The sequence below is a fragment of the Streptomyces coelicoflavus genome (genome assembly GCF_045041415.1).
GTDB classification, from domain to species: Bacteria; Actinomycetota; Actinomycetes; order Streptomycetales; family Streptomycetaceae; genus Streptomyces; species Streptomyces coelicoflavus.
Map to the genome: position 1 here is coordinate 6197412 of NZ_CP108218.1, position 24762 is coordinate 6222173.

Sequence of the window (24762 nt, forward strand, 5' to 3'; positions counted from 1 at the left end):
CACAGGCACCTCGACCCGGTGGCGATGCCGTGTGCGTGGTGCGCGAACTGTCCAAGACCTATCCGGCCGTACGCGGCCGGCGCGGCGCTCCGGCCACCCCCGAGGTGCGGGCCACCGACGACGTCACCCTGGACATCCGCCGCGGTGAGATCTTCGGACTGCTCGGACCCAACGGCGCTGGCAAGTCCACCCTCGTACGCCAGCTCACCGGCCTGATGCGGCCCGACGGCGGCAGCGTGGAGATCCTCGGGCACGACATCGTGCGCCACCCGGAGCGGGCCGCCCGGATCCTCGCCTACCTGGGGCAGGAGTCCAGCGCCCTGGACGAGCTGACCGTGTCGCTCGCCGCCGAGACCACCGGACGGCTGCGCGGCCTCGAGGTGCGCCGGGCCCGCGCCGAGCGGGACGCCGTACTCGAGGAACTGGGACTGACCGGCCTCGCCGCCCGCCCGATCAAGAAGCTCTCCGGCGGCCAGCGCCGCCTGGCCTGCTTCGCCGCCGCGCTGGTGGGGGAGCGCCCGCTGCTCGTCCTGGACGAGCCGACCACCGGCATGGACCCGGTGGCCCGGCGCGCGGTGTGGTCGGCCGTCGACCGGCGGCGCGCCGAACAGGGCGCCACCGTCGTGCTCGTCACCCACAACGTCATCGAGGCCGAGACCGTCCTCGACCGGGTCGCCGTCCTCGACCGGGGCCGCGTGATCGCCTGCGACACGCCCTCGGGGCTCAAGGAGAAGGTGGCCGGAGAGGTCCGCGTCGACCTGGTGTGGCGCGAGAGCGCGCCGCTGCACGTCCCGGAGGTCGCCGCCCTGCGCGACCGCGTCGTCGAGTCGGGGCGCCGCTGGACCCTGCGGCTGGCCCCCGAGGAGGCCCGTGCCGTCGTCGCCACCGTCACCGGTGGCGCCGCCTTCGCCGCCCTGGACGACTTCACCCTGGCCACGCCCAGCCTGGAGGACGTGTATCTGGCGCTGGGCGGCGCCGCGCGGCAGGGGCTGGTGAGGGCGTGAGCACGCGAGCGGTGAGCACACCGGCCGCAGCATCCGTACCCCACGGGACGCACCCACCCGTGCGGGCGAACGCTTCGAACGACTCCAGTGCGAACGACTCCGGCCAGATCGACTCCGGCCAGATCGACTCCGGCCAGATCGACTCCAGTCGCAACGACTCCAGTCGGAACGACCCCAGCGAGAACGGCCCCAGCGAGAACGGCCCCAGCGAAACCGACCCGAGCGAAGGGGAGCAGCGCGACGTGAGTGTCGTACCCGCCGATGCCCTGCGGGGCGCTGCCCCGGCAGCCGAGGAGCGGCACGTGACCGGCCGCCCGGCCGAGCTGGGGCCCAGGGCACGGCTGTGGCCCTCCCTGGTGGCCGTGTACCGGGCGCAGCTGTCCCGGGCGCGGGTCGCGCGCATCCCGCTGCTGTTCGTGGCGACCTTCCAGTCGATCGGCATCATGATCCTGATGCGGGGCGTCGTGGACGGCGGCGGCGAGGCGCAGGCCGTGGTCGCCGGGTCGGCGGTGCTCGTCGTGGCCTTCGTCGCGCTGAACCTCCTCGCCCAGTACTTCGGCCAGCTGCGCGCCAGCGGCGGCCTCGACCACTACGCGACGCTCCCGGTGCCGCCCGCCGCGGTGGTACTGGGCGCGGCGGGCGCCTACGCGTCCTTCACCGCGCCCGGGACCGTGGTGACGGCGGTGTTCGGCTGCCTGCTGTTCGGGCTGCCGATGACCCACCTGTGGGTGCTCCTCGCCGTGATCCCGCTGGCGGGCGCGGCGCTCGCCGGACTGGGCGCGGCGCTGGGGCTGCTCGCCCCCCGGCCGGAGTTCGCCACGCTCCTCGGCCAGCTCGGCATGTCGGCGGCGCTGCTCCTCGGCGTGCTGCCGCCCGAACGGATGCCGCAGCTGGTGCGCCTGGCCCGTGACCTGCTGCCCTCCACGTACGGTGTGGAGGCCTTCGCCCGCACCTTCGGCGAACGGCCCGACTGGGGCTTCGTCCTCGGCGACCTCGCGGTGTGCGCCGCGGTCGGGGTGATCTCGCTGGCCGTGGCCACCTGGGCGTACCGCAGGGCCGCCGTCCGGTGACGCGGCGCACAGGCGCGTTTGGCACGATGGCACGGTGACAGCACCCTGGACTCCGCCACCGCCGCCGAACGAACGCTCGTCGTACCAGGGCGGGCCGGTGCCGCCGCCCGTCGGTGCGCACGCGGTGGGCGCCGACGCGCTGGGCACCGCGCCCGGCGGCCCGTACGACCACCACGGTGACCACCACGGCGAACAGGACGGCCCCGGGATGTTGAAGGAAGTGCGGCAGGCCGCCGTGACCGTGGTGGCGGTCGCGGTCTTCGGCGCGCTGCTGGGCGTGCTGTGGTGGAAGCTGGCGCCGAGCGTGCCGCTGGTGGGCGACGTGGCCGACGGCGGCTGGGTCGTCTACCTCAAGGACTCCGAGGGCGAGCAGGCGATCGGCGTCGACGGAACGTTCACGCTGCTCGCGCTGGCGTTCGGGGCGCTCAGCGCGGTCGTGGTCTTCCTGCTGCGCCGGCGCGGGGGTGTGCCGCTGGTGGTGGCCCTCGGTGTCGGCGGGCTGCTCGGGTCGCTGTTGGCGTGGTGGCTCGGGGTGCAGCTCGGGCCCGCGCAGGACGTCATCGCGCACGCCAAGGAGGTGGGCGAGGGGGTGACGTTCTCCGCGCCGCTGAAGCTGGGGGCGAAGGGGGTGCTGCTGGCGTGGTCCTTCGCGGCGCTGGTGGTGCATCTGGGGCTGACGGGGTTGTTCGGGCCGCGGGATCCGGAGCCGGATCCCTGGCCGGCGCCGGGGCAGTATCCGGGGGCGTACGGGGGTAAGTAGGGCGTCGCGCGGCCCGGCGTTGCGGGTGACGGTGGGTCGGGCGTGGGAGTGTGCGGCCCGGCGTCGCGGGGTGCCGCTGCGCCCACCCGTGCCGCCCCTGGGGGTACCTCCCAGGCCGTTCAGGCACTGGGGGAGGCACGATTGCCCGCAGCTAGGGGCGGGCGATCGGGGCCAGGACTGCGGTCGTGAGGTTGGTGAGGTCGGTGGGGGAGAGTTCGACCTCGAGGCCGCGGCGGCCTGCCGAGACGCAGATCGTGGGGTGGGCCGAGGCCGAGGCGTCCAGGACCGTCGGGAGGCGCTTTCGCTGGCCCAGCGGGGAGATGCCGCCGCGTACATAGCCCGTGGTGCGCTCGGCCAGGACCGGGTCGGCCATCGCCGCGCGCTTGCCGCCGACCGCGGCCGCCAGCGCCTTGAGGTCCAGCTGACCCGCCACGGGCACCACCGCGACCGTCAGCGCCCCGTCCACGTCCGCCACCAGCGTCTTGAACACCCGCTCCGGGGCGACGCCCGTCGCCTCGGCCGCCTCCTCGCCGTAGGACGGATGGGCCGGGTCGTGCTCGTAGGCGTGGACCGTGTACGTCACCCCGGCCGCGGTGAGCGCCACCGTGGCGGGCGTGCCGCCGGACTGCTGCTTCTTGTTCGCCTTGCTCGGCTTCTTCGCCATGAAACCCAGTACCTCAGTTGAGACTCGTCGGGCCGCGCGTCAGCTCCTGCGCCGGCAGGGACGGCAGCGTACGGATGATGGAGGTCTCGGAGCGAAGGAGTTTCAGCTCGTCCCGCAGCCGCGAGGCGGTGTCCGGGGCCTGGAGCAGACGCTGCTTCGTCGGCGTGTCCAGCATCATCGCGGCGGCGACCAGGTAGGAGACCACACCCGGTTCGTCCGGCAGTTCGGCGCCGGTCGCCAGCGACCGTTCGCGGGCCCCCGCGAGCCGCTTCTGGTACTGCCGGAAGGAGCGCAGCACGCCCTCGGCCAGCGCACCCGCCTCGTCGCCCGGTTCCTCGGGCAGCGGTTCCAGCTCGGCGGTCAGGAAGGGGCCCGACGCGTCCACGGAGGTCAGGCGCACCCGGTTGGTGCCGGTGGCGAGCACCTCGAAGGAGCCGTCGGCCCGCTCGCGGATCGTCGCCGCGTCCGCGACGCAGCCCACCTTGTGGAACGCCTTGAGCGGGTCGGTCCCGAAGCCGGCCGCCGGCCCGTGCTCGACGGTGGCCGTCGGGTCGGGCAGGCCGGGGGCGGTCCGGGCCACCTCGTGGCCGTCGCGGATCGCCACGACGGCGAACCGGCGTGGTTCGTCCTCCGAGGTCTTCAGCAACTCGCGCATCATGGCGCGGTAGCGCTCCTCGAAGACGTTGAGCGGAAGCACCAGCCCCGGGAACAGGACCGAGTTCAGGGGGAAGAGGGGGAGCCGGACGGTGGTCACGACGCAGAAGCCTAATGGGAGCCCGTCTCCAGGTGCGCACGGACGTCCGCGCGCACCTGGAGGAAACGGCCGAGCGGGTCGGGGTCGGCCGTGTCCCGCTCCCACGGGAAGGACGTGACGTACGGGCCGGTCAGCCGCAGTTGCTCCGCGGCCTCCCGGTGGCGTTCCAGGCGTACGAGGACGTAGACGAGCAGGTTCCGCAGCTCCGCCGCCCAGGGATCGGCCGCCGGGTGGGCCGCCGAGAGGACGGTCGCGCGGTCGGCCGCGTCGTCCAGGCGGGGGCGGTGCGCGCGTACGGCGGTGGCGCCGGTGGCGGTGGCGCCGGTGGCCGTCAGGCAGGTGAAGGCCGCGCGCAGGGGCAGGGCCCGCAGCAGCGCGTCCTCGGGGGCGTCCTGGGCGGCCGTCTCCGCGAAGTCCAGGCACTCGCCGTGGGCCTCGGGCGAGGCGTCGGCCAGGTACTCCAGGGCGGCGACATGGCTGCCGTAGTGGTGCGGGGAGCGGCGGACCGCCTGCTCCCACAGCCGTTCGAACTCGGCGTGCGGCGCGTGTGCGCCCCGCGCGGCGTCCAGCGCCGTCCGCCACGGCACCGGGTCGACGGGGCCGGCGGCCTCGGCGGCGGCGACGACCGCGGGGATCACCTGGCGCAGGAGTTCCGTGCGGGCCGGTGAGTACCAGTGCCGGTCGACCGTCAGGCGGGCCGCCACCAGCCGGGCGTCGGGGTCGTCCGGGGCGGTCGCCCGCCAGGTGTCGAGCCACTCGGAGCGGGAGCGGGCGAAGGCGGCGAGCCGGGTCGCGTAGCGGTCGCGGTGGTCCCATTCGGCGTTCTCGCGGGTACCGGCGAGGAGGCCGGCCGCGGGGCCGTGCTCACCGCGGGCCGCGGCGACGAGGGCGGGGGCGAGGCGGTCGTCGGGGGCGTCGAGGAGCACGTCGTCGTCGGGGGCGGGCCGTGCCGGCCGGGAGCGGGCCCGGGCGGCGGCGGACCGCAGGAACGCGCGCAGCATGGCCAGTACGACGGCCGAGGGTTCGGGATGGTTGTGCGGTCGCGGCATCGCCTTCGGCCGGTCGTGTTGCCGGCCGCACTGCTCGTGCGGGGCGCGGGGGTCCGCCCCCGGAGGGGTCAGCTGCGGCGCAGCAGCCGGGTGGCGCCCGCCGCCACGGTGGTCGCCAGGACCCAGCCCAGCAGGACCAGTGCCGTCGACAGCCACTGCCAGCCGCCGTGGAGCTGCCAGGAGCCGGCCTGGCCCAGGTCGATCACCGGGAGGAGGAGGTCGAGGGCGAAGAGGGCCGGGTTCCAGTCCGGGTGTTCGCCGCTCTTCAGCGGGGGCGGCTCCGTGCGGGCGAAGACGAGCGAGCCGGCCGCCCACAGCACCGCCATCCACACCGCCGCCCGGCCCGGCCGGTAGCCGTAGGCGACCGTCCAGTCCTGCGCGTAGCCCACCAGCTTCGCGGCGATCGGCAGGCTCTCCCGGCGCCTGCGGTGCTTGGCGAGCAGCACCTCGCGGGCGTCCTCGTCCTCCCCGCCGGCCCGCAGCACGGCGGCGAGCCGCTCGTACGGCTCCGGGTGGTACTCGGCGGTCGCGGCGCCCACCCAGCGCAGCCGCTTCGCCAGCGGGAACGGCCCGCGCGGCACCAGGTTCTCGTAGGCGAAGCCGCCCATGTGCAGCCGGCCGGGGCCCGGCCAGCTGTCCGCCCGGTCCATCAGGTTGACCACCCGCGCCCCCGACAGCACCACCCGCCCGCGCGCCGGACGCTCGCCCAGGAAGCGCAGCTCGGGCGTCTGCACCCGGCGCAGCGACAGCTCCTGGTCGTCGGTGAAGGTGAACCGCGCGTGCTCCAGGTCCAGTGCGTCGCCGAACCGTCCGTCGTCGAGCCGGACCCCGCCCTCGCACTCGAAGCGCTGGATGCGGGTGCCCTGCGCGGGCGTGGTGCCGCGCAGCAGCGGGCTGCCCAGACCCGCCGGCGTCAGGTACAGGGTGCGCTCCACCGTCAGCTGCGGGGCGTTCAGCGCGTGCCGCGTGTACGGGTTGAGGAGCCGGGCGCCGCGCAGGCTCAGCGACACGCCGACCTGGGCGCTGCGCAGGCTCACCTCGCCGTGCGACTCCAGCATCTCGGCCTGGAGGTCCTGCCCGACCGTCATGCCGTCCGCCGCTATCGAGCGCCCGCTGCGGTCCCGGTGCACGATCGCCTGGTTGAGCAGCAGGTCGGTGCCTATCTGCGCGTCCGTGAGCCGGATGCCGCCCGGGAAGCGGGAGCGCGGCAGGTGCAGGTCGCCCTCGGTGTGCAGCCGGGCCGCCTCCAGGCGCGGCACCGCGCAGTCCACCAGCCGCACCGTCGTGAACCGGGTCTCCGGCAGCAGCACCTCCCGGTCGAACCGGCAGCGCCGCAGTTCCACGTACGGCACCACCGTGCCGCCCGCCAGGTCCATCGTGTCGCTGATCCGCACCCCCACCAGTTGCAGCGAGGACACCCGGCCCGCGAGCGCCGGCGGGCCGTCGAGCAGCAGCCAGCACACGACGCGGGCGCGCACGGTCCGCTCCGGACCCCACGGCTGCCCGCCGTGCGGGTCGTCGGCGAGCGCGTCGCCGCTGCTCAGGTCGTACACACTGCCGTTGCGGAAGGCCTGCCACATGCCGGCCTCGGCGGTGGTCAGGTCGTCCGGCAGCTCTCCGTCACGACGGCCGGCCCCCTCGGTCACGGTGCTTCACTCCCTCCCCAACTACTCGTCGGTCGCTCACGCTTCGTACAACCGTTCATGCCCACTGAGTGACCTTCCGAACACTCAAAGTGAGCACGGATCGCGCGAGTTCACCCTGGGCCGTGAGCTCCGTCGCGTTCTGTATCAGCCATTGATACGCGCGGACCGCGCCGGACGCGGGTCTGAGAGAATTGGTTCCGTGATCTCCCGAATCGATCTGCGCGGCGACGCCCTCCCCGAGGGCCCCGCCCTGCGCGACCTGCTGCCCCGAGCCGACTTCGACGTCTCGGTCGCCCTGGAGAAGGTGCGTCCGATCTGCGAGGCCGTGCATCATCGCGGGGACGCGGCGCTGATCGACTTCACCGAGCAGTTCGACGGCGTCCGGCTGGAGCGGGTGCGCGTTCCGGCCAAGGAGCTGACCCGCGCCCTGGAGGGCCTCGACCCGGAGGTGCGCGCGGCCCTGGAGGAGTCCGTCCGCCGCGCCCGTCTCGTCCACCGCGAGCAGCGCCGCACCACGCACACCACCCAGGTCGTGCCCGGCGGCTCGGTCACCGAGAAGTGGGTCCCGGTCGAGCGGGTCGGGCTCTACGTGCCCGGCGGCCGGTCGGTCTACCCGTCGTCCGTGATCATGAACGTGGTGCCCGCGCAGGAGGCCGGGGTCGGCTCGATCGCGCTCGCCTCGCCCGCGCAGGCCGAGTTCGGCGGCATCCCGCACCCCACCATCCTGGCCGCCTGCGCCCTGCTCGGCGTCGACGAGGTGTACGCGGCGGGCGGTGCCACCGCCGTCGCGATGTTCGCGTACGGCACCGAGTCCTGCCCGCCCGCCAACATGGTCACCGGCCCCGGCAACATCTGGGTCGCCGCCGCCAAGCGCTTCTTCACCGGGAAGATCGGCATCGACGCCGAGGCCGGCCCGACCGAGATCGCCGTCCTGGCGGACTCGACCGCCGACCCGGTGCACGTCGCCTCCGACCTGATCAGCCAGGCCGAGCACGACCCGCTGGCCGCCGCCGTCCTGGTCACCGACTCCGTGGAGCTGGCGGACGCGGTGGAGAAGGAGCTCCAGCCGCAGGTCGAGGCCACCAAGCACGTCGAGGACCGGATCCGCCCGGCCCTGGCCGGCCGCCAGTCCGCGATCGTCCTCGTCGACGGCCTGGACGAGGGCCTGCGCGTGGTCGACGCCTACGGCGCCGAGCACCTGGAGATCCAGACCGCCGACGCCGCGGCCGTCGCCGACCGGGTCAGGAACGCCGGCGCGATCTTCGTCGGCCCCTGGGCGCCCGTCTCGCTCGGCGACTACGCGGCCGGGTCCAACCACGTCCTGCCCACCGGCGGCTGCGCCTGCCACTCCTCGGGCCTGTCCGTGCAGTCCTTCCTGCGCGGCATCCACATCGTCGACTACACGCGCGACGCGCTCGCCGAGGTCGCGCGGCACGTGGTGACGCTGGCGGAGGCCGAGGACCTGCCCGCGCACGGCGCGGCGATCAAGGCGAGGTTCGAGTGGAAGGTCCCGGAAAGCAAGTGACGTTCGGCATCGACGATCTCCCCGTACGGGACGAGCTGCGCGGCAAGTCCCCCTACGGCGCGCCCCAGCTGGACGTGCCGGTACGGCTGAACACCAACGAGAACCCCTACCCGCTGCCCGAGGCGCTGGTCGAGCGGATCACCGAGCGGGTCCGCGAGGCCGCCCGCGACCTCAACCGCTACCCCGACCGGGACGCCGTCGAGCTGCGCGCCGGGCTGGCCCGCTACCTGACGGACACCTCCGGACACCCCCTGGACGTGAGCAACGTCTGGGCGGCCAACGGCTCCAACGAGGTCATCCAGCAGCTGCTCCAGACCTTCGGCGGGCCGGGCCGCACCGCGATCGGCTTCGAGCCGTCGTACTCGATGCACGGCCTCATCGCGCGCGGCACCGGCACCGGCTGGATCTCCGGGCCGCGCCACGAGGACTTCACCATCGACGTGCCCGCCGCCGCGCGGGCGATCGCCGAGCACCGCCCGGACGTCGTCTTCATCACCACCCCCAACAACCCCACGGGAACCGCGGTCCCGGCCGAGACGGTCCTCGCCCTGTACGAGGCCGCCCAGGCGGCGAAGCCGTCCATGGTCGTGGTGGACGAGGCGTACATCGAGTTCAGCCACGGCGCGTCCCTGCTGCCGCTGCTGGACGGCCGGCCGAACCTGGTCGTCTCGCGCACCATGTCGAAGGCGTTCGGCGCGGCGGGCCTGCGCCTCGGCTACCTCGCCGCACACCCGGCCGTCGTCGACGCCGTCCAGCTCGTACGGCTTCCCTACCACCTGTCGGCCGTCACCCAGGCGACCGCGCTGGCCGCCCTGGAGCACACGGACACGCTGCTGAAGTACGTCGAGCAGCTGAAGAACGAGCGGGACCGGCTGGTCGCCGAACTGCGGGCCGTCGGCTACGAGGTGACCGAGTCCGACGCCAACTTCGTCCAGTTCGGGCGGTTCGCGGACTCGCACGAGACCTGGCGGAAGATCCTCGACCGGGGCGTCCTGGTCCGGGACAACGGCGTGCCGGGGTGGCTGCGGGTCACCGCCGGCACCCCGGAGGAGAACGACGCGTTCCTCGACGCGGTACGTGAAGTCAAGAAGGAGCAGAACACATGAGCCGCGTGGGACGCGTGGAGCGCACGACCAAGGAGACCTCGGTCCTCGTCGAGATCGACCTCGACGGCACCGGCAAGACCGACATCGCCACCGGTGTCGGCTTCTACGACCACATGCTCGACCAGCTCGGCCGGCACGGTCTGTTCGACCTGACCGTGAAGACCGACGGCGACCTGCACATCGACTCCCACCACACCATCGAGGACACCGCCCTCGCGCTGGGCGCCGCCTTCAAGCAGGCCCTCGGCGACAAGGTGGGCATCTACCGCTTCGGCAACTGCACGGTCCCGCTGGACGAGTCGCTCGCCCAGGTCACCGTCGACCTCTCCGGCCGCCCCTACCTCGTGCACACCGAGCCCGAGAACATGGCGCCGATGATCGGCGAGTACGACGTGACGATGACCCGGCACATCCTGGAGTCCTTCGTCGCCCAGGCCCAGATCGCCCTGCACGTGCACGTGCCCTACGGGCGCAACGCGCACCACATCGTGGAGTGCCAGTTCAAGGCGCTGGCCCGGGCCCTGCGCTACGCGTCCGAGCGCGACCCGCGCGCCGCCGGCATCCTGCCTTCCACGAAGGGCGCGCTCTAACCGATGAACGGTACGTCCACCGCACTGATCCTCGTCGGCCTCTTCCTGGCCGGCGGCATCTATTCCTTCGCCAAGCAGCAGATGCCCAAGGGCCTGATCGTGCTGCTCTCCATCGGCGCCGGCATGTGCCTGCTCGCGGGCGTCCTGAGGCTGGAGGTCTGGAGTTGACCGCAAAGCGGGTCGTCGTCTTCGACTACGGCTTCGGCAACGTCCGTTCCGCCGAGCGCGCCCTCGCGCGCGCGGGGGCCGACGTCGAGATCACCCGTGACTACGACAGGGCCATGAACGCCGACGGGCTGCTTGTCCCCGGCGTCGGCGCCTTCGCCGCCTGCATGGAGGGGCTGAAGGCCGTCCGCGGCGACTGGATCGTCGACCGCCGGCTCTCGGGCGGCCGTCCGGTCATGGGCATCTGCGTCGGCATGCAGATCCTCTTCTCGCGCGGCATCGAGCACGACGTGGAGGCCGAGGGCCTGGACCAGTGGCCCGGCACGGTCGGACCGCTCCAGGCCGACGTCGTGCCCCACATGGGCTGGAACACGGTCCGGGCACCGGCCGACTCCCAGCTCTTCGCCGGCCTGGACGCCGACGCCCGCTTCTACTTCGTGCACTCCTACGCCGTCCACGAGTGGAGCCAGGAGTCGCACAACCCGCTGATCGCCGAGCCCAGGGTCACCTGGGCCACGCACGGCAAGCCCTTCGTGGCCGCCGTGGAGAACGGCGCGCTGTGGGCCACGCAGTTCCACCCCGAGAAGTCCGGCGACGCCGGCGCCCAGCTCCTCACCAACTGGATCGAGACCCTGTAGAGATGAGCCCGGTAGAAGAGATGAGCCCGGTAGAGATGAGCAAGCTCGAACTCCTCCCCGCCGTCGACGTCCGCGACGGCCAGGCCGTCCGCCTCGTGCACGGCGAGTCCGGCACCGAGACCTCCTACGGCTCCCCGCTGGAGGCCGCCCTCGCCTGGCAGCGCTCCGGCGCCGAGTGGCTGCACCTGGTCGACCTGGACGCGGCGTTCGGCACCGGGGACAACCGCGCGCTGATCGCCGAGGTCGCGAAGGCCATGGACATCAAGGTGGAGCTGTCCGGCGGCATCCGCGACGACGACACCCTCGCCGCCGCCCTCGCCACCGGCTGCACCCGGGTGAACCTCGGCACCGCGGCCCTGGAGACCCCCGAGTGGGTCGCCAAGGTCATCGCCGAGCACGGCGACAAGATCGCCGTCGGTCTCGACGTACGGGGCACCACGCTGCGCGGCCGCGGCTGGACCCGCGACGGCGGCGACCTCTACGAGACGCTGGACCGCCTGAACAAGGAGGGCTGCGCCCGGTACGTCGTCACCGACATCGCCAAGGACGGCACCCTCCAGGGCCCCAACCTGGAGCTCCTGAAGAACGTGTGCGCGGCCACCGACCGTCCCGTCGTGGCCTCGGGCGGCGTGTCGTCCCTGGACGACCTGCGCGCGATCTCCGGGCTGGTCCCGGACGGTGTCGAGGGGGCCATCGTCGGGAAGGCCCTCTACGCGAAGGCGTTCACCCTGGAAGAAGCCCTGGAGGTTGTGTCGCCATGACATCTGAAGCCGTACGGCGCGTGCAGAGCGGAAGTCCCTGGGAAGAGTCCTTCGGTTTCGCACGCGCCGTGGCGGCGGGCGACCGTGTGATCGTGGCGGGTACGACCGCCTTCAAGGGCGACATGCTGTACGGGGAAGGCGACCCGTACGAACAGACCAAGGTCGCCTTCGCCACCGCCGTCGAGGCGATCGGCGAGTTCGGGCTCGGCGTCGAGTCCGTGATCCGGACCCGTGTGTGCCTGGCGCATTCGCGCGACGTCGATGCGGTGGGCCGCGCCCACAAGGAGCTGTTCGACTCCGTGCGCCCGGTCACGACCCTGCTGGTCGTGCAGGGATTCATCGACTCGCGGGTCCTGGTGTCGGTCGAAGTGGAAGCGTATAGAGGAGCCGTGGATTCATGACCCTGGCGGTCCGAGTCATCCCCTGCCTGGACGTGGACAACGGCCGGGTCGTCAAGGGCGTCAACTTCCAGAACCTGCGCGACGCGGGCGACCCCGTCGAGATGGCCAAGGTGTACGACGCCGAGGGCGCCGACGAGCTGACGTTCCTGGACATCACCGCCTCGTCGGGCAACCGCGAGACGACCTACGACGTGGTGCGCCGCACCGCCGAGCAGGTGTTCATCCCGCTCACCGTCGGCGGCGGGGTGCGCACCGCCGAGGACGTCGACAAGCTGCTGCGGGCCGGCGCCGACAAGGTGGGCGTGAACACGGCCGCCATCGCCCGGCCCGACCTGATCCGCGAGATCGCCGAGCGCTTCGGCCGGCAGGTCCTCGTCCTGTCGGTCGACGCCCGGCGCACCGAGGCCGGCACCTTCGAGGTGACCACCCACGGCGGCCGGCGCGGCACCGGCATCGACGCGGTGGAGTGGGCGCACCGGGCCGCCGAGCTGGGCGCGGGGGAGATCCTGCTCAACTCGATGGACGCGGACGGCACGAAGGACGGCTACGACCTGGAGATGCTGGCGGCGGTCCGCAAGCACGTGACCGTCCCCGTGATCGCCTCGGGCGGCGCGGGCGCCCTCGCCCACTTCGCTCCGGCGGTAGAGGCGGGCGCGGACGCGGTCCTGGCGGCGTCGGTCTTCCACTTCGGGGATCTGCGGATCGGCGAGGTGAAGGAGACGCTGCGGGGGGCGGGGCATCCCGTTCGGTAGTTCGAGCAGGCGCTCGTTGGTGGCGGGGGCGGAATCGTCGAAGCCCCTGCTTCTAACCTGCCCGTATGGCTGCGATCACGATCGAGTTCACCGAGGAAGAGCTGGCCGAGCTTGCGGCGGAGGCCCAGGAGCGAGACGTCGCCGTCGACCGACTCGCGTATGACGTGCTGATGGAAGGGGTGGCGGTCAGGCGTCGAGCGAGAGGCTTCACGTCTCCCTCGGGCTAGAAAAGAAAAATTGCGCAATCTTCGTTGCGCAATTTTCCTTTCGTAACCTAGCCTGGATGCATGCCGCGTCAGGAGAACCGCCCCATCACCGACCTGGGCACCCTCAAAGCCCTCGCCCACCCGCTGCGCAGCCAGCTCTACCGCAACCTCGGAGTGGCGCGCACGGCGACCGCCTCGCAGCTCGCCGAGCAGGTGGACGAGGCCGTGTCGCTGGTCAGCTACCACCTGCGCAAGCTGGCCGAGCACGGGCTGGTCGAGGAGGCCGAGCCGCAGAGCGCGGACGGCAGGGAGCGGTGGTGGCAGCCGTCGTCGGACGGGGTCAGCATCCGCGACGAGAACTTCCGCGACGCCCCCGAGCGGGCCGCCGCCCACCTCGCGGCCACCCGGCTCTTCCACGAGCAGCGCGCCGCCATGTACCGCCGCTACCTCGACGAACGCCCTACCTGGGGCCCCGAGTGGAACTCCGCCGCCCCCGACAACGAGTCACAGCTGCGCCTGACCCCCGCCGACCTGAAGGAACTGGGCGACGAACTGCTCGCCCTGGCGAAGAAGTACGACGAACGGGGCCGGGCCGCCGAAGCCGCCGGCGACACCGAGGGGCGCGAGAACGTCGCGCTGCACGTCTACGGATTCCCCTTCCGTGTCTGAGACGACCGAGTCCGTGACGGACGTGCACATATCCGCTGCCGCCCCGGAGCGCCCCGCCCACCGCGACCCCAACGTCCTGCGCTGGGTCACCGCCTACACCGCGTCCATGGTCGGCGACATGGTGTTCTTCCTCGCGCTGTCCTGGGCCGCCGTGCAGAACGGCACGCCCGCGCAGGCCGGTCTCGTCACCGCCGTCAGCGCGGTGCCCCGCGCCCTGCTCATGCTCGGCGGGGGAGTGGTCGCCGACCGGCTCGGGCCGCGCCGGGTCGTCATCGGCAGTGACTCCGTGCGGTGCGTCACCGTCCTCGCGGTCGCCGCCGTGCTGTTCGCGACCGACCCCGGGCTGTGGCTCCTCGCCCTCCTCGCCGTCGTCTTCGGCACCGTCGACGCCGTGTTCATGCCCGCCGTGGGGGCGCTCCCGGCGCGGATCACCGGCAAGGACCAGCTCGCCCGCGTCCAGGGCATGCGCGGCCTCGCCATACGCTTCGCCGCCGTCGTGGGCGCTCCGCTCGGCGGACTCGGCGTGGCGGTCGGCGGCGCGGCGGCGGCCTTCGCGTTCGCCGGGCTGCTGATCGCCGTGTCCGTGCCGCTGCTGGTCTCCGTCCGGATGCGTGACCTGCCGGCCGACGACGCGGGTGCCGCACGGGAGACCACCGCCTGGCGCGACCTGGTGGGCGGCCTCCGCTACGTCCGCAGGCACCGCGTCCTCGGCCCGCTCATGGTGACCATCGCCCTCGGCGACCTCGGCTTCGTCGGCCCCCTCAACGTGGGCCTCACCCTGCTCGCGGACGAACGGGGCTGGGGCGCGTCCGGGATGGGCTGGGTGCTCGCGGGGTTCGGGACCGGCGCCGGAGTCGCCGCCCTGCTGCTGACCGTACGGGGACGCCTGCCGCACGCCGGGTACGTCGCCGCCGGCGCCATCATCCCCGGCGCGGCCGCGATCGCCGCCCTGGCCCACGCGCCCGCCCTCCCCGTGGCCGTCGGCACGGCGCTGCTCGTCGGCCTGCTCACGGGGCTCAGCGGCGCCATGTGCGGAGCCCTGCTGCAGACCCAGTCCGACCCCGCCTACCTGGGCCGGGTCACCGCCGTCGGCGGTATCGTCAGCCTGGGGATCGCGCCGCTGAGCATGCCCCTGTCCGCCGCCGCCATCGGCGTCTGGGGCACCGGCCCGGTCTTCGCCGTCAGCGCCGCCGTCTGCGGCCTCGGCGGGGTCGTCGCCCTGTGCGCGCCCGGCGTACGGCGGGCCGAGCTGCCGAAGTGAGCGACCCGGGGATCAGATCCCGAGCTGCTTCGTCTCCCGCAGCCTGGCGATCGCGTCCTTCTCGCCCTCCAGCTCCACCTTCGCGGCGTCCTGCCGGCCGTACGCGAACAGCAGCAGCTCGGACGGCTCGCCCGTGGCCGTCACCACCGGCGTACCCCGGTGGGCGACCGTCGTCTGGCCGTTCGGACGGCGCAGCACCAGGCCCGTCGGGATGCCCCGGCCCATCAGGCGGGCGGCGCGCTCCAGGCGGGACCACAGGGCGTCCTGGAAGACCGGGTCCAGCTCGCGCGGCGACCAGTCGGGCCGGGCGCGGCGGACGTCCTCGGTGTGGACGTAGAACTCGACCGTGTTCGCCGCCTCGTCGACCTGCTTGAGCTGGAAGGGGGAGAAGCGCGGGGGACCCGTGCGGATCAGCTGGAGCAGCTCCTCGTACGGCTTCGCGGTGTACTCCTCCATCACCCGGTCGAGGCGGGACGCCAGCTGCTTGATCATGCTGCCCCCGGCGGCGTCCGGCCGGCGCTCGCGCACCACCACGTGCGCGGCCAGGTCCCGGGTCCGCCAGCCGTCGCACAGGGTCGGGGAGTCCGGACCCGCCGTCTCCAACAGATCCGCGAGCAGAAGTCGTTCACGCTTGGCGAAAGTCGACATGGGGTCAGCCTACGGCGGCCGGCCGGGTCCGCCCAATGGACATCCCGGGGGCGTGTCGGGTCCGCGCGGCACAATGGGCGCATGACCAGCAGCTCCCCCACCAGCGGCGCCCCCGGGCGGCCCAGCCCGCTCGCACCGGAGATCGCCGACCGGCTCAAGCGCAGCGCCGACGGGCTCCTGCCCGCCATCGCCCAGCAGTACGACACCGGGGAGGTGCTGATGCTCGGCTGGATGGACGACGAGGCGCTGCACCGCACACTGACCACCGGACGCTGCACCTACTGGTCGCGCAGCCGCCGCGAGTACTGGGTCAAGGGGGACACCTCCGGACACTTCCAGTGGGTGAAGTCCGTGGCGCTGGACTGCGACGCCGACACCGTGCTGGTCAGGGTCGACCAGGTCGGCGCCGCCTGCCACACCGGCACCCGCACCTGCTTCGACACCGACGTACTCCTCGCCGAGGGGTCCGAGGTCGCCGGGGCCGACGCGCCCGGCGCGGATCAGTAGGGTCTGCCGCCATGGACGTCACGCATGACATGGACCTCGACACCTTCCGCAAGCTGGCCGCCGACCGCCGGGTGATCCCGGTCAGCCGCAAGCTCCTCGCCGACGGCGACACCCCGGTGGCGCTGTACCGCAAGCTCGCCGCCGAGCGCCCCGGCACCTTCCTGCTGGAGTCCGCGGAGAACGGACGATCCTGGTCCAGGTACTCCTTCGTCGGCGTCCGCAGCGCCGCCACCCTCACCGAGAAGGACGGGCAGGCCCACTGGCAGGGCACCCCGCCCGTCGGCGTCCCCACCGCGGGCGACCCGCTCGCCGCCCTGCGCGCCACCGTCGAGGCCCTGCACACCCCGCGCGACCTCGCCCACGACCTGGGCCTGCCGCCCTTCACCGGCGGCATGGTCGGCTACCTCGGCTACGACGTCGTGCGCCGCCTGGAGAAGGTCGGCCCGGGCGAGCGCGACGACCTGAAGCTGCCCGAGCTGACCATGCTGCTCACCAGCGACCTCGCCGTCATGGACCACTGGGAGGGCTCGGTCCTCCTGATCGCCAACGCGATCAACCACAACGACCTGGAGACCGGCGTCGACGAGGCCTACGCCGACGCGATCGCCCGCCTGGACGCCATGGAGTCCGACCTCACCCGCGCGGTCGCCCAGCCCCCGGCCGCGCTGCCGCCCTCCGAACTGCCCGAGTACACGGCGCTGTGGGGCGGCCCCGACTTCCAGGACGCCGTCGAGGACATCAAGGAGCGCATCCGCGCGGGCGAGGCCTTCCAGGTCGTGCCCTCCCAGCGCTTCGAGACGCCCTGCACGGCGAGCGCGCTCGACGTGTACCGGGTCCTGCGGGCCACCAACCCCTCCCCGTACATGTACCTGCTCCGCCTCGACGGCTTCGACGTCGTCGGCTCGTCCCCCGAGGCGCTGGTCAAGGTCGAGGACGGGCGCGCCATGGTGCACCCCATCGCCGGCACCCGCCCGCGCGGCGCCACCCCGCAGGAGGACCAGGCCCTGGCCGACGAGCTGCTCGCCGACCCCAAGGAGCGCGCCGAGCACCTGATGCTCGTCGACCTCGGCCGCAACGACCTCGGCCGCGTCTGCGAGCCCGGCTCCGTCGAGGTCGTCGACTTCATGTCCGTCGAGCGGTACTCGCACGTCATGCACATCGTCTCGACGGTCACCGGCCGGGTCGCCCCGGACCGCACCGCCTTCGACGTCCTCACCGCCTGCTTCCCGGCCGGCACCCTCTCCGGCGCGCCCAAGCCGCGCGCCCTTCAGATCATCGACGAACTCGAACCCTCCCGGCGCGGCCTGTACGGCGGCTGCGTCGGCTACCTCGACTTCGCCGGCGACTCCGACACCGCCATCGCCATCCGCACCGCCCTGCTGCGCGACGGCACCGCCTACGTCCAGGCGGGCGCGGGCGTCGTCGCGGACTCCGACCCGGTCGCCGAGGACACCGAGTGCCGCAACAAGGCGGCGGCGGTGCTCAGGGCCGTGCACACGGCCAACCGGCTGGCGCGACAGGGCCAACCGGACCCCGTGGTGGGGTGATTATCACGTACCCCATTTCGAACCCCGGGTGACGGAACGCCCGGGGTTCGGGTGATAGTGGAGTACGTGACAGCCGTTCCTCACCCCCGTAACCCAGCCGCAGGACCCGCCCGGGCCGGCCGCCGGAGCCTCGCCGTCGCCCTGCTGTGCGGCGCGCTCGGCGCGGCCGTCGCCCTGCTCGCCACCCGGCAGGAGTGGGCGGAGGGCACCGCGACCGTGGCCGGCGGCGCGTTCTCGCTGACCGCCAAGGGCAGCGACGTCACGGGCGTACCCGCGGCGCTCGCCATAGTCGGGCTCGCCGCGCTCGTCGCCGTCTTCGCCGTCCGCCGCGCCGGCCGCTTCGCCGTCGCCGCCGTGCTCGCGCTGAGCGGCGCCGGCACCGTCGCCGCGGCCCTGGCCGGCGCCTCCGACAGCTCCGCCCTCGACGACCAGGCGGCCAAGGCCGCCGGCGACACCTCGGCCACCGTCGACGCCCTCTCCCACACCGCCTGGCCGTACGTCGCGGCCGTCGGCGGCGCCCTGCTCCTGCTGGCCGGGCTGCTCGCGCTGCGCTACGGCCGCCTGTGGCCCGCGATGTCCGGCCGCTACGAGCGCGACGGCACCCCGCGCCCGCGCCGCGGACCGCAGACGGTCGACCCGGACCGCCCCGAGGACCTGTGGAAGGCCATCGACCGCGGCGAGGACCCCACCGGCGCCTGACCCGCGTCCGGGCCCGCGTTCACCCACCGGAGCACCCCCGCTCACGGCGCGTGCCGCCGTGCGCGACAATGGGCGCGAGCGTCCTGCTCAGACATGGCACACAGCAACGAGGAGCAAGCAATGGCGGGCAGCAGCCACGGTCACACCCCGGCCGCCTGGACCGGTGTCATCATCGCCTTCATCGGTTTCTGCATCGCGGGCATGTTCATGGTGGCGGCCCAGCCGTGGGGCTTCTGGGCCGGCATGGTGGTCGTGCTCCTCGGCGGTGTCGTCGGCTACATCATGAAGATGATGGGCCTCGGCCAGCCGAAGCAGACCCACCCCGTGCACCAGGTCAGCGGCGAGCACGCGCAGGCCGGCGCCAAGGGCTGACCGCAGCGGCGGTCACGGACCTCCTGAGGGGCGGATCGGCACACGGGTGCCGGGACCGCCCCTCGTGTGCGTGTTGGCCGGGCCCGCCCCTCGTGTGCGCGTGGGGGCCGCCCGGTGCAGAATGCGGGCGTGGACGTCGAGAGCGGGAAACCCAGCCGGACCGGCACCCCCCAGTACCGCGGCGCGGCCCTGCGCCTGGCCGTCCCCGCCGGGGTGCTCGCGGCCGTCGCCGGAGCCTTCGCCTACGTGGGGAGCGTGGACCCCTACGAGCCCGGCCACTACCCCGTCTGCCCCCTGCTGCGTTTCACCGGCGTCTACTGCCCCGGCTGCGGCGGCCTGCGCAGCGCCCACGCCTTCGTCCACGGCGACCTGACGGCCGCGCTGCACGCCAACGCGCCCGCCGTCCTCGCCTACCTGGGCTTCGCGGTCCTGTGGACCGTCTGGGTGGTCCGCGCGGCCCGGGGCCGCCCGGTGCGCGTCGACCTCGGACCGGTCCACCTGTGGACGCTGGGGACGTTGCTGCTGGTCTTCACCGTTGTCCGGAACCTGCCGTTCGGTGGCTGGCTGATCCCTTGATCATTTGATGGGCGTCCAGGTAGTGGGACCGGTGAAGGCCGGATGCGGGACCGGTGCCCGGCTGCGGATACCATCACAGTGACCACACGTTTTGCCGTCTGAAAGGGGGCCGCTCGCTGTGAGTGTGCTCGACGAGATCATCGACGGAGTCCGTGCCGACCTCGCGGAGCGGCAGGCGCGCGTCAGCCTCGACGAGCTCAAGGAGCGCGCGGCCGAGGCACGCCCCGCCAAGGACGGTGTGTCCGCACTGCGTGGCGACGGAGTCAAGGTCATCTGCGAGGTCAAGCGCTCCAGCCCGTCCAAGGGCGCGCTGGCGGCCATCGCCGACCCGGCCGGGCTCGCCGCCGACTACGAGGCGGGCGGCGCCGCCGTCATCTCCGTCCTCACCGAGGAGCGCCGCTTCGGCGGCTCGCTGGCCGACCTGGACTCGGTCCGCGCACGCGTGGACATCCCCGTGCTGCGCAAGGACTTCATCGTCACCTCGTACCAGCTGTGGGAGGCCCGCGCGCACGGCGCCGACCTCGTGCTGCTGATCGTCGCGGCCCTCGAACAGCCGGCCCTGGAGTCGCTGATCGAGCGTGCCGAGTCCATCGGACTCACCCCGCTGGTCGAGGTGCACGACGAGGACGAGGTCGAGCGCGCCGTGGACGCGGGCGCCAAGGTCATCGGCGTCAACGCGCGCAACCTCAAGACGCTCGAGGTCGACCGCGGCACGTTCGAGCGGGTCGCCCCGGAGATCCCCGCGCACATCGTCAAGGTCGCCGAGTCCGGCGTCCGCGGCCCGCACGACCTCATCGCCTACGCCAACGAGGGCGCCGACGCCGTCCTGGTCGGCGAGTCCCTGGTCACCGGCCGCGACCCGAAGACCGCGGTCTCCGACCTGGTGGCGGCCGGCGAACACCCGGCACTGCGCCACGGCCGGGGCTGACACCCCGGTAGGCTGACAGCGATGACACCCGTACTCATTCCGGCCCCCCGGGACCCGTACGCCCGCCTCGCGCGCGGCTGCCGGCCCCGAGGCTGCCGCGCGCCCGCACGCAGGGTGCATGGCCGCCGGGTGCGGTACGTCATCGGAGACGAGCCCGGGCAGGTAAACGGACAGCGATGGCAACGCCCCGTTTTTTAGGGGCGCGGGGAACTGCGCGACCAGCCACCGATGGCCGGCAGCCGACAAGAGGTCCCCGCCCCCACGGCGATTAGTCCCCACCAGACACTCACCGTGAGGTACCCGCATGCCCAGCACCTTCTTCATCCCCGACCCGGAGGGTCGAACCCCCAGCCCCGAGGGCTACTTCGGGGCGTACGGCGGCAAGTTCATCCCCGAGGCCCTCGTCGCAGCCGTCGACGAGGTCGCCGTCGAGTACGACAAGGCCAAGTCCGACCCGGAGTTCGCCCGCGAGCTGGACGACCTTCTCGTCCACTACACCGGCCGCCCGTCCTCCCTCACCGAGGTCCCCCGCTTCGCCGCCGAAGCCGGCGGAGCCAGGATCTTCCTCAAGCGCGAGGACCTGAACCACACCGGCTCGCACAAGATCAACAACGTGCTCGGCCAGGCCCTGCTCACCAAGCGCATGGGCAAGACCCGCGTCATCGCCGAGACCGGCGCGGGCCAGCACGGCGTGGCGACGGCGACGGCCTGCGCCCTCTTCGGCCTCGACTGCACCATCTACATGGGCGAGATCGACACCCGCCGCCAGGCCCTCAACGTGGCCCGCATGCGCATGCTCGGCGCCGAGGTCGTCGCCGTGAAGTCCGGCAGCCGCACGCTGAAGGACGCGATCAACGAGGCGTTCCGCGACTGGGTCGCCAACGTCGACCGCACCCACTACCTGTTCGGCACCGTCGCGGGTCCCCACCCCTTCCCGGCGATGGTCCGCGACTTCCACCGCGTCATCGGCGTCGAGGCCCGCCGCCAGCTCCTGGAGCAGGCCGGACGTCTCCCCGACGCCGCGATCGCCTGCGTCGGCGGCGGCTCCAACGCCATCGGCCTCTTCCACGCCTTCATCCCCGACGCGGACGTCCGCCTCATCGGCTGCGAGCCCGCCGGGCACGGCGTGGAGACCGGCGAGCACGCGGCCACCCTGACCGCGGGCGAGCCCGGCATCCTGCACGGCTCCCGGTCCTACGTCCTCCAGGACGAGGAGGGCCAGATCACCGAGCCGTACTCCATCTCGGCCGGCCTGGACTACCCCGGCATCGGCCCCGAGCACGCCCACCTCAAGGACTCCGGCCGCGGCGAGTACCGCGCGGTCACCGACGACGCCGCCATGCAGGCGCTGCGCCTGCTGTCGCGCACCGAGGGCATCATCCCGGCCATCGAGAGCGCCCACGCGCTGGCCGGCGCCCTGGAGGTCGGCAAGGAGCTGGGCAAGGACGGGCTGATCGTGGTCAACCTGTCCGGCCGCGGCGACAAGGACATGGACACCGCCGCCCGCTACTTCGGGCTGTACGACACCGACGCCGAGGTCACCGAGGACGCCGCCGGCACCGCCGAGATTCAGGGGGACGCCAAGTGAGCGGGAACGTGCAGCTGCTGAACGACACCCTCGCCGCGGCGAAGTCCGAGGGCCGCGCCGCCCTGATCGCCTACCTCCCGGCCGGGTTCCCGACCGTGGACGGCGGGATCGCGGCGATCAAGGCCGCCCTCGACGGCGGCGCCGACGTCGTCGAGGTGGGCCTGCCGCACAGCGACCCGGTGCTCGACGGCCCGGTGATCCAGACCGCCGACGACATCGCCCTGCGCGGCGGCCTGAAGATCGCCGACGTGATGCGCACGGTCCGCGAGGCGCACGAGGCCACGGGCAAGCCGATCCTCGTCATGACGTACTGGAACCCCATCGACCGCTACGGCGTGGAGCGCTTCACCGCCGAGCTGGCCGAGGCGGGCGGCGCCGGGTGCATCCTGCCCGACCTGCCCGTCCAGGAGTCGGCGCTGTGGCGGGAGCACGCCGACAAGCACGGGCTCGCCACGGTCTTCGTGGTCGCGCCCAGCAGCAAGGACGCGCGCCTCGCCGAGATCACCGCGGCCGGCAGCGGCTTCGTCTACGCCGCCTCCCTCATGGGCGTCACCGGCACCCGCGAGTCGGTCGGCGCGCAGGCCGAGGACCTGGTGCGGCGCACCCGCGCCACCACCGCCACCCCGGTCTGCGTCGGCCTCGGCGTCTCCAACGCCGCCCAGGCCGCCGAGGTCGCCCGCTTCGCCGACGGTGTGATCGTCGGCTCCGCCTTCGTCAAGCGGATGCTGGACGCGCCCGACGACGCGGCCGGCGTCGAGGGCGTCCGCGCGCTCGCCGCCGACCTGGCGAAGGGCGTGCGCGGACAGGCGTGACCGTCGCCGTCCGACGGACGGGCACATGACAGGGGTCCCTCGTACGAGTGGACCTGGGACCGGGGAGGCGCGCTGCGCCTCCCCGGTTCGTTCTGCGGGGTGTGAGCGAGAAGAACCGACAGGGAAAGCGCGGCGCCCGCGAGAAGCTGGCGGCCGAGCGCGAGAAGCAGAAGTCCAGGGACAAGCGCCGCCGTGCGCTGATCGTCGGCGCGAGCGTGGTCTGCGTCCTGGGCCTGGCGGCGGTGATCGGCGTGGTCGCCGCGAACGCGGGCAAGGACGACGGCAGCGAGTCGAGCGGTCCGATCGTGGCGCCCTCGGGCGCGCAGGGCAAGGACGGCCTCGCGATCCCCGTCGGCAAGGAGAGCGCCAAGTCCACGCTCGTCGTCTGGGAGGACTTCCGCTGCCCGGCCTGCAAGGCCTTCGAGCTGGCGTACCGCGACACCGTTCACGAGCTGACCGACGCCGGGCAGCTCAAGGTCGAGTACCACCTGGCGACCATCATCGACGGCAACATGGGCGGCACCGGCTCCCGCAAGGCGGCCAACGCCGCCGCCTGCGCCCAGGACGCCGGGGAGTTCCCCGCGTACCACGACGTGCTGTACGACAACCAGCCGCCGGAGACCGACGACGCCTTCGCCGACGAGGGCAAGCTGCTCGACCTGGCGGGCAAGGTCGACGGCCTGGACACCGCCCTCTTCCAGGAGTGCGTGAAGGACGGCAAGCACGACAGCTGGGTGGAGAAGTCCAACAAGGCCTTCCAGGAAGGCGGCTTCAGCGGCACCCCGACGGTGCTCCTGGACGGCAAGAACATCTACCAGGACCGCTCCATGACCCCGGCCAAGCTGAAGCAGATGGTGGAGGACGCCAACAAGTAGCGCGCCCGCTCGTTACGGACCCGTAGCCGGGCTGCTCGCCGCGCTCCCCGTCCGACACGGTAGCGTCGACCCTGCCATGGAACTTGCCTTCATTCCCAGCCCGTCGCGCGGGGTGCTGTACCTCGGACCCATCCCGCTGCGCGGCTACGCGTTCTGCATCATCATCGGCGTCTTCGTTGCCGTCTGGCTCGGCAACAAGCGCTGGATCGCCCGGGGCGGGCGGTCCGGCACGGTGGCCGACATCGCGGTCTGGGCCGTTCCCTTCGGCCTGGTCGGCGGACGCCTCTACCACGTGATCACGGACTACCAGCTGTACTTCAGCGAGGGCCGTGACTGGGTCGACGCCTTCAAGGTCTGGGAGGGCGGACTCGGCATCTGGGGCGCGATCGCGTTCGGCGCGGTGGGTGCCTGGATCGGTGCCCGGCGCCGGGGTGTCCCGATGCCGGCGTACGCCGACGCCGTCGCCCCCGGCATCGCCCTCGCGCAGGCCATCGGCCGCTGGGGCAACTGGTTCAACCAGGAGCTGTACGGCAAGCCGACCGACCTGCCGTGGGCCGTGGAGATCACCTCGACGGCCGACGGACGGCTGCCGGGCACGTACCACCCGACGTTCCTGTACGAGTCGCTGTGGTGCATCGGTGTCGCGCTGCTCGTCATCTGGGCCGACCGCCGCTTCAGGCTCGGCCACGGGCGGGCCTTCGCCCTGTACGTGGCGGCGTACTGCGCGGGCCGGTTCTGGACCGAGTACCTGCGCGTCGACGACGCCCACCACATCTTCGGCCTGCGCCTGAACAACTGGACCGCGCTCTTCGTCTTCCTGCTGGCCGTGCTGTACATGGTGCTCTCGGCGCGGATGCGGCCGGGCCGGGAGGCCGTGGTGGAGCCGGGCGCCGAGTCCGCCGACGGCGACGCCGGGCCCGAGGGGGAGAAGGACGCGAAGACGGACGCGAAGGAGGACGCGGGGACGGCCTCCGCGGACAGCGCGGCCGACGGCCCGGACACCGCGGGCTCCGAGGAGGCTCCGGGGCAGACCGACGTCCCCGAGGCCGCCAAGGCCCCCGGGGACGCGGACGACGCGGCGGCGGACGCGGGGGACGAGAAGGACGCCGACGGCGTGAAGAACGGGGCCGACTCCGCCAAGAAGGGCTGACCCCGCCCGCCGTACACGCCGCCGAGGGCGCCCGGGACT

General features: G+C 73.1%; 30 protein-coding genes and 1 pseudogene. 25 read left to right on the forward strand and 6 right to left on the reverse strand.

All coding sequences use genetic code 11. The annotated features are described in order from the left end of the window. Nucleotides 1-29 precede the first annotated feature (29 nt). A complete protein-coding gene (locus tag OHA99_RS27740; protein ID WP_153182019.1) occupies nt 30-1004 on the forward strand; it encodes an ABC transporter ATP-binding protein in 975 nt (324 codons plus the stop codon). 155 nt (nt 1005-1159) lie between these two features. Here OHA99_RS27740 and OHA99_RS27745 read toward each other — a convergent pair. Further along, a pseudogene (locus OHA99_RS27745) lies at nt 1160-1306 on the reverse strand (hypothetical protein); the annotation flags it as partial. On the opposite strand from OHA99_RS27745, the gene OHA99_RS27750 reads away from it, so the two are divergent. Next, nucleotides 1247-2074 carry an ABC transporter permease gene (locus tag OHA99_RS27750; protein ID WP_153180305.1) on the forward strand — a complete coding sequence of 276 codons (828 nt, stop codon included), beginning with the start codon at nt 1247-1249 and terminating at the stop codon, nt 2072-2074. The pseudogene OHA99_RS27745 and the gene OHA99_RS27750 overlap by 60 nt on opposite strands. 34 nt (nt 2075-2108) lie before the next feature. Continuing rightward, a complete protein-coding gene (locus tag OHA99_RS27755) occupies nt 2109-2834 on the forward strand; it encodes an AAA family ATPase (RefSeq protein WP_366473737.1) in 726 nt (241 codons plus the stop codon). Between the two features lie 151 nt (nt 2835-2985). Here the strand turns inward: OHA99_RS27755 and ybaK are convergent, their stop codons facing one another. The 4 genes from ybaK to OHA99_RS27775 all read right to left on the reverse strand — a co-directional run bounded on the left by ybaK (nt 2986) and on the right by OHA99_RS27775 (nt 6947). Then, nucleotides 2986-3498: a Cys-tRNA(Pro) deacylase gene (gene ybaK / locus OHA99_RS27760; protein ID WP_165686302.1), complete on the reverse strand. Its 513-nt coding sequence runs from the start codon at nt 3496-3498 to the stop codon at nt 2986-2988. Nucleotides 3499-3511: 13 nt separating this feature from the next. Next, entirely contained in the window at nt 3512-4252 is a 741-nt protein-coding gene (locus tag OHA99_RS27765) for an LON peptidase substrate-binding domain-containing protein (protein WP_366473736.1), read from the reverse strand. Nucleotides 4253-4263: 11 nt separating this feature from the next. After that, nucleotides 4264-5301, reverse strand: a complete 1038-nt coding sequence (locus tag OHA99_RS27770) for a hypothetical protein (protein ID WP_366473735.1) — start codon at nt 5299-5301, stop codon at nt 4264-4266. 68 nt (nt 5302-5369) lie between these two features. Continuing rightward, complete coding sequence (locus OHA99_RS27775; protein WP_153180309.1) at nt 5370-6947, reverse strand: oxidoreductase; 1578 nt, start codon at nt 6945-6947, stop codon at nt 5370-5372. A gap of 199 nt (nt 6948-7146) precedes the next feature. On the opposite strand from OHA99_RS27775, the gene hisD reads away from it, so the two are divergent. From hisD to OHA99_RS27830, 11 genes are all read left to right on the forward strand, one after another. Then, nucleotides 7147-8472: a histidinol dehydrogenase gene (gene hisD, locus OHA99_RS27780; RefSeq protein ID WP_153180310.1), complete on the forward strand. Its 1326-nt coding sequence runs from the start codon at nt 7147-7149 to the stop codon at nt 8470-8472. Continuing rightward, nucleotides 8469-9578, forward strand: a complete 1110-nt coding sequence (locus OHA99_RS27785; protein ID WP_153180311.1) for a histidinol-phosphate transaminase — start codon at nt 8469-8471, stop codon at nt 9576-9578. Before hisD ends, OHA99_RS27785 begins: the two co-directional genes overlap by 4 nt. Further along, nucleotides 9575-10168 (forward strand): imidazoleglycerol-phosphate dehydratase HisB, encoded by a 594-nt coding sequence (hisB, locus tag OHA99_RS27790; protein ID WP_007448566.1) that lies wholly within the window; start codon nt 9575-9577, stop codon nt 10166-10168. Before OHA99_RS27785 ends, hisB begins: the two co-directional genes overlap by 4 nt. A 3-nt stretch (nt 10169-10171) precedes the next feature. Beyond that, nucleotides 10172-10336, forward strand: a complete 165-nt coding sequence (locus tag OHA99_RS27795) for a hypothetical protein (protein ID WP_007448565.1) — start codon at nt 10172-10174, stop codon at nt 10334-10336. Next, entirely contained in the window at nt 10333-10971 is a 639-nt protein-coding gene (gene hisH, locus OHA99_RS27800) for an imidazole glycerol phosphate synthase subunit HisH (protein WP_165686305.1), read from the forward strand. Before OHA99_RS27795 ends, hisH begins: the two co-directional genes overlap by 4 nt. Nucleotides 10972-11006: 35 nt before the next feature. Next, nucleotides 11007-11732, forward strand: a complete 726-nt coding sequence (gene priA / locus OHA99_RS27805; protein WP_007448562.1) for a bifunctional 1-(5-phosphoribosyl)-5-((5-phosphoribosylamino)methylideneamino)imidazole-4-carboxamide isomerase/phosphoribosylanthranilate isomerase PriA — start codon at nt 11007-11009, stop codon at nt 11730-11732. Then, nucleotides 11729-12133, forward strand: coding sequence for a RidA family protein (locus OHA99_RS27810; RefSeq protein ID WP_153180312.1), 405 nt, complete (start codon nt 11729-11731; stop codon nt 12131-12133). The genes priA and OHA99_RS27810 overlap by 4 nt, the downstream gene beginning before the upstream one ends. Continuing rightward, a complete protein-coding gene (hisF, locus tag OHA99_RS27815; protein ID WP_153180313.1) occupies nt 12130-12885 on the forward strand; it encodes an imidazole glycerol phosphate synthase subunit HisF in 756 nt (251 codons plus the stop codon). The genes OHA99_RS27810 and hisF overlap by 4 nt, the downstream gene beginning before the upstream one ends. Before the next feature lie 65 nt (nt 12886-12950). Beyond that, complete coding sequence (locus OHA99_RS27820) at nt 12951-13112, forward strand: hypothetical protein (protein WP_153180314.1); 162 nt, start codon at nt 12951-12953, stop codon at nt 13110-13112. A 60-nt stretch (nt 13113-13172) separates the two neighbouring features. After that, on the forward strand, nt 13173-13760 hold the full coding sequence (locus OHA99_RS27825) for a transcriptional regulator (protein ID WP_153180315.1): 588 nt from the start codon (nt 13173-13175) through the stop codon (nt 13758-13760). After that, entirely contained in the window at nt 13753-15021 is a 1269-nt protein-coding gene (locus tag OHA99_RS27830; protein ID WP_153180316.1) for an MFS transporter, read from the forward strand. The genes OHA99_RS27825 and OHA99_RS27830 overlap by 8 nt, the downstream gene beginning before the upstream one ends. Before the next feature lie 12 nt (nt 15022-15033). Here OHA99_RS27830 and OHA99_RS27835 read toward each other — a convergent pair whose 3' ends face one another. After that, a complete protein-coding gene (locus tag OHA99_RS27835; RefSeq protein WP_153180317.1) occupies nt 15034-15669 on the reverse strand; it encodes a TIGR03085 family metal-binding protein in 636 nt (211 codons plus the stop codon). A gap of 81 nt (nt 15670-15750) precedes the next feature. Between OHA99_RS27835 and hisI the strand changes: the two genes are divergently transcribed. The 11 genes from hisI (at nt 15751) to lgt (ending at nt 24723) form a co-directional block, all read left to right on the forward strand. After that, nucleotides 15751-16176: a phosphoribosyl-AMP cyclohydrolase gene (gene hisI / locus OHA99_RS27840; protein WP_153180318.1), complete on the forward strand. Its 426-nt coding sequence runs from the start codon at nt 15751-15753 to the stop codon at nt 16174-16176. Nucleotides 16177-16187: 11 nt separating this feature from the next. Beyond that, nucleotides 16188-17723: an anthranilate synthase component I gene (locus OHA99_RS27845; protein WP_153180319.1), complete on the forward strand. Its 1536-nt coding sequence runs from the start codon at nt 16188-16190 to the stop codon at nt 17721-17723. A 57-nt stretch (nt 17724-17780) separates the two neighbouring features. After that, nucleotides 17781-18422, forward strand: coding sequence for a TIGR02234 family membrane protein (locus tag OHA99_RS27850; RefSeq protein ID WP_153180320.1), 642 nt, complete (start codon nt 17781-17783; stop codon nt 18420-18422). 120 nt (nt 18423-18542) lie between these two features. Continuing rightward, entirely contained in the window at nt 18543-18794 is a 252-nt protein-coding gene (locus OHA99_RS27855) for an HGxxPAAW family protein (RefSeq protein ID WP_153180321.1), read from the forward strand. 129 nt (nt 18795-18923) lie between these two features. Then, a complete protein-coding gene (locus tag OHA99_RS27860) occupies nt 18924-19370 on the forward strand; it encodes a DUF2752 domain-containing protein (RefSeq protein WP_205616745.1) in 447 nt (148 codons plus the stop codon). Nucleotides 19371-19488: 118 nt separating this feature from the next. Further along, nucleotides 19489-20298, forward strand: a complete 810-nt coding sequence (gene trpC / locus OHA99_RS27865; protein ID WP_153180323.1) for an indole-3-glycerol phosphate synthase TrpC — start codon at nt 19489-19491, stop codon at nt 20296-20298. 21 nt (nt 20299-20319) lie between these two features. Beyond that, the gene (gene trpM / locus OHA99_RS27870) at nt 20320-20496 is read left to right on the forward strand and encodes a tryptophan biosynthesis modulator TrpM (RefSeq protein ID WP_153180324.1); all 177 of its coding nucleotides are present in this window, start codon (nt 20320-20322) and stop codon (nt 20494-20496) included. A 106-nt stretch (nt 20497-20602) separates the two neighbouring features. After that, the gene (gene trpB / locus OHA99_RS27875) at nt 20603-21886 is read left to right on the forward strand and encodes a tryptophan synthase subunit beta (RefSeq protein WP_153180325.1); all 1284 of its coding nucleotides are present in this window, start codon (nt 20603-20605) and stop codon (nt 21884-21886) included. Beyond that, nucleotides 21883-22698, forward strand: coding sequence for a tryptophan synthase subunit alpha (trpA, locus tag OHA99_RS27880; protein ID WP_153180326.1), 816 nt, complete (start codon nt 21883-21885; stop codon nt 22696-22698). Before trpB ends, trpA begins: the two co-directional genes overlap by 4 nt. A gap of 101 nt (nt 22699-22799) precedes the next feature. Continuing rightward, the gene (locus tag OHA99_RS27885) at nt 22800-23573 is read left to right on the forward strand and encodes a thioredoxin domain-containing protein (RefSeq protein ID WP_366473730.1); all 774 of its coding nucleotides are present in this window, start codon (nt 22800-22802) and stop codon (nt 23571-23573) included. Between the two features lie 76 nt (nt 23574-23649). Beyond that, the gene (gene lgt, locus OHA99_RS27890) at nt 23650-24723 is read left to right on the forward strand and encodes a prolipoprotein diacylglyceryl transferase (protein WP_405698283.1); all 1074 of its coding nucleotides are present in this window, start codon (nt 23650-23652) and stop codon (nt 24721-24723) included. Nucleotides 24724-24762 lie beyond the last annotated feature (39 nt).

What these genes read in the sequence shown, in the direction of transcription:
- OHA99_RS27810 (WP_153180312.1), top strand. Translation starts at nt 11,729, where the DNA reads ATGACATCTGAAGCCGTACGGCGCGTGCAGAGCGGAAGTCCCTGGGAA.
- OHA99_RS27835 (WP_153180317.1), bottom strand. Translation starts at nt 15,669, where the DNA reads ATGTCGACTTTCGCCAAGCGTGAACGACTTCTGCTCGCGGATCTGTTG.
- lgt (WP_405698283.1), top strand. Translation starts at nt 23,650, where the DNA reads ATGGAACTTGCCTTCATTCCCAGCCCGTCGCGCGGGGTGCTGTACCTC.
- hisI (WP_153180318.1), top strand. Translation starts at nt 15,751, where the DNA reads ATGACCAGCAGCTCCCCCACCAGCGGCGCCCCCGGGCGGCCCAGCCCG.
- OHA99_RS27770 (WP_366473735.1), bottom strand. Translation starts at nt 5,301, where the DNA reads ATGCCGCGACCGCACAACCATCCCGAACCCTCGGCCGTCGTACTGGCC.
- OHA99_RS27845 (WP_153180319.1), top strand. Translation starts at nt 16,188, where the DNA reads ATGGACGTCACGCATGACATGGACCTCGACACCTTCCGCAAGCTGGCC.
- hisF (WP_153180313.1), top strand. Translation starts at nt 12,130, where the DNA reads ATGACCCTGGCGGTCCGAGTCATCCCCTGCCTGGACGTGGACAACGGC.
- trpB (WP_153180325.1), top strand. Translation starts at nt 20,603, where the DNA reads ATGCCCAGCACCTTCTTCATCCCCGACCCGGAGGGTCGAACCCCCAGC.
- OHA99_RS27795 (WP_007448565.1), top strand. Translation starts at nt 10,172, where the DNA reads ATGAACGGTACGTCCACCGCACTGATCCTCGTCGGCCTCTTCCTGGCC.
- priA (WP_007448562.1), top strand. Translation starts at nt 11,007, where the DNA reads ATGAGCAAGCTCGAACTCCTCCCCGCCGTCGACGTCCGCGACGGCCAG.
- trpM (WP_153180324.1), top strand. Translation starts at nt 20,320, where the DNA reads ATGACACCCGTACTCATTCCGGCCCCCCGGGACCCGTACGCCCGCCTC.
- OHA99_RS27855 (WP_153180321.1), top strand. Translation starts at nt 18,543, where the DNA reads ATGGCGGGCAGCAGCCACGGTCACACCCCGGCCGCCTGGACCGGTGTC.
- ybaK (WP_165686302.1), bottom strand. Translation starts at nt 3,498, where the DNA reads ATGGCGAAGAAGCCGAGCAAGGCGAACAAGAAGCAGCAGTCCGGCGGC.
- OHA99_RS27825 (WP_153180315.1), top strand. Translation starts at nt 13,173, where the DNA reads ATGCCGCGTCAGGAGAACCGCCCCATCACCGACCTGGGCACCCTCAAA.
- hisB (WP_007448566.1), top strand. Translation starts at nt 9,575, where the DNA reads ATGAGCCGCGTGGGACGCGTGGAGCGCACGACCAAGGAGACCTCGGTC.
- OHA99_RS27820 (WP_153180314.1), top strand. Translation starts at nt 12,951, where the DNA reads ATGGCTGCGATCACGATCGAGTTCACCGAGGAAGAGCTGGCCGAGCTT.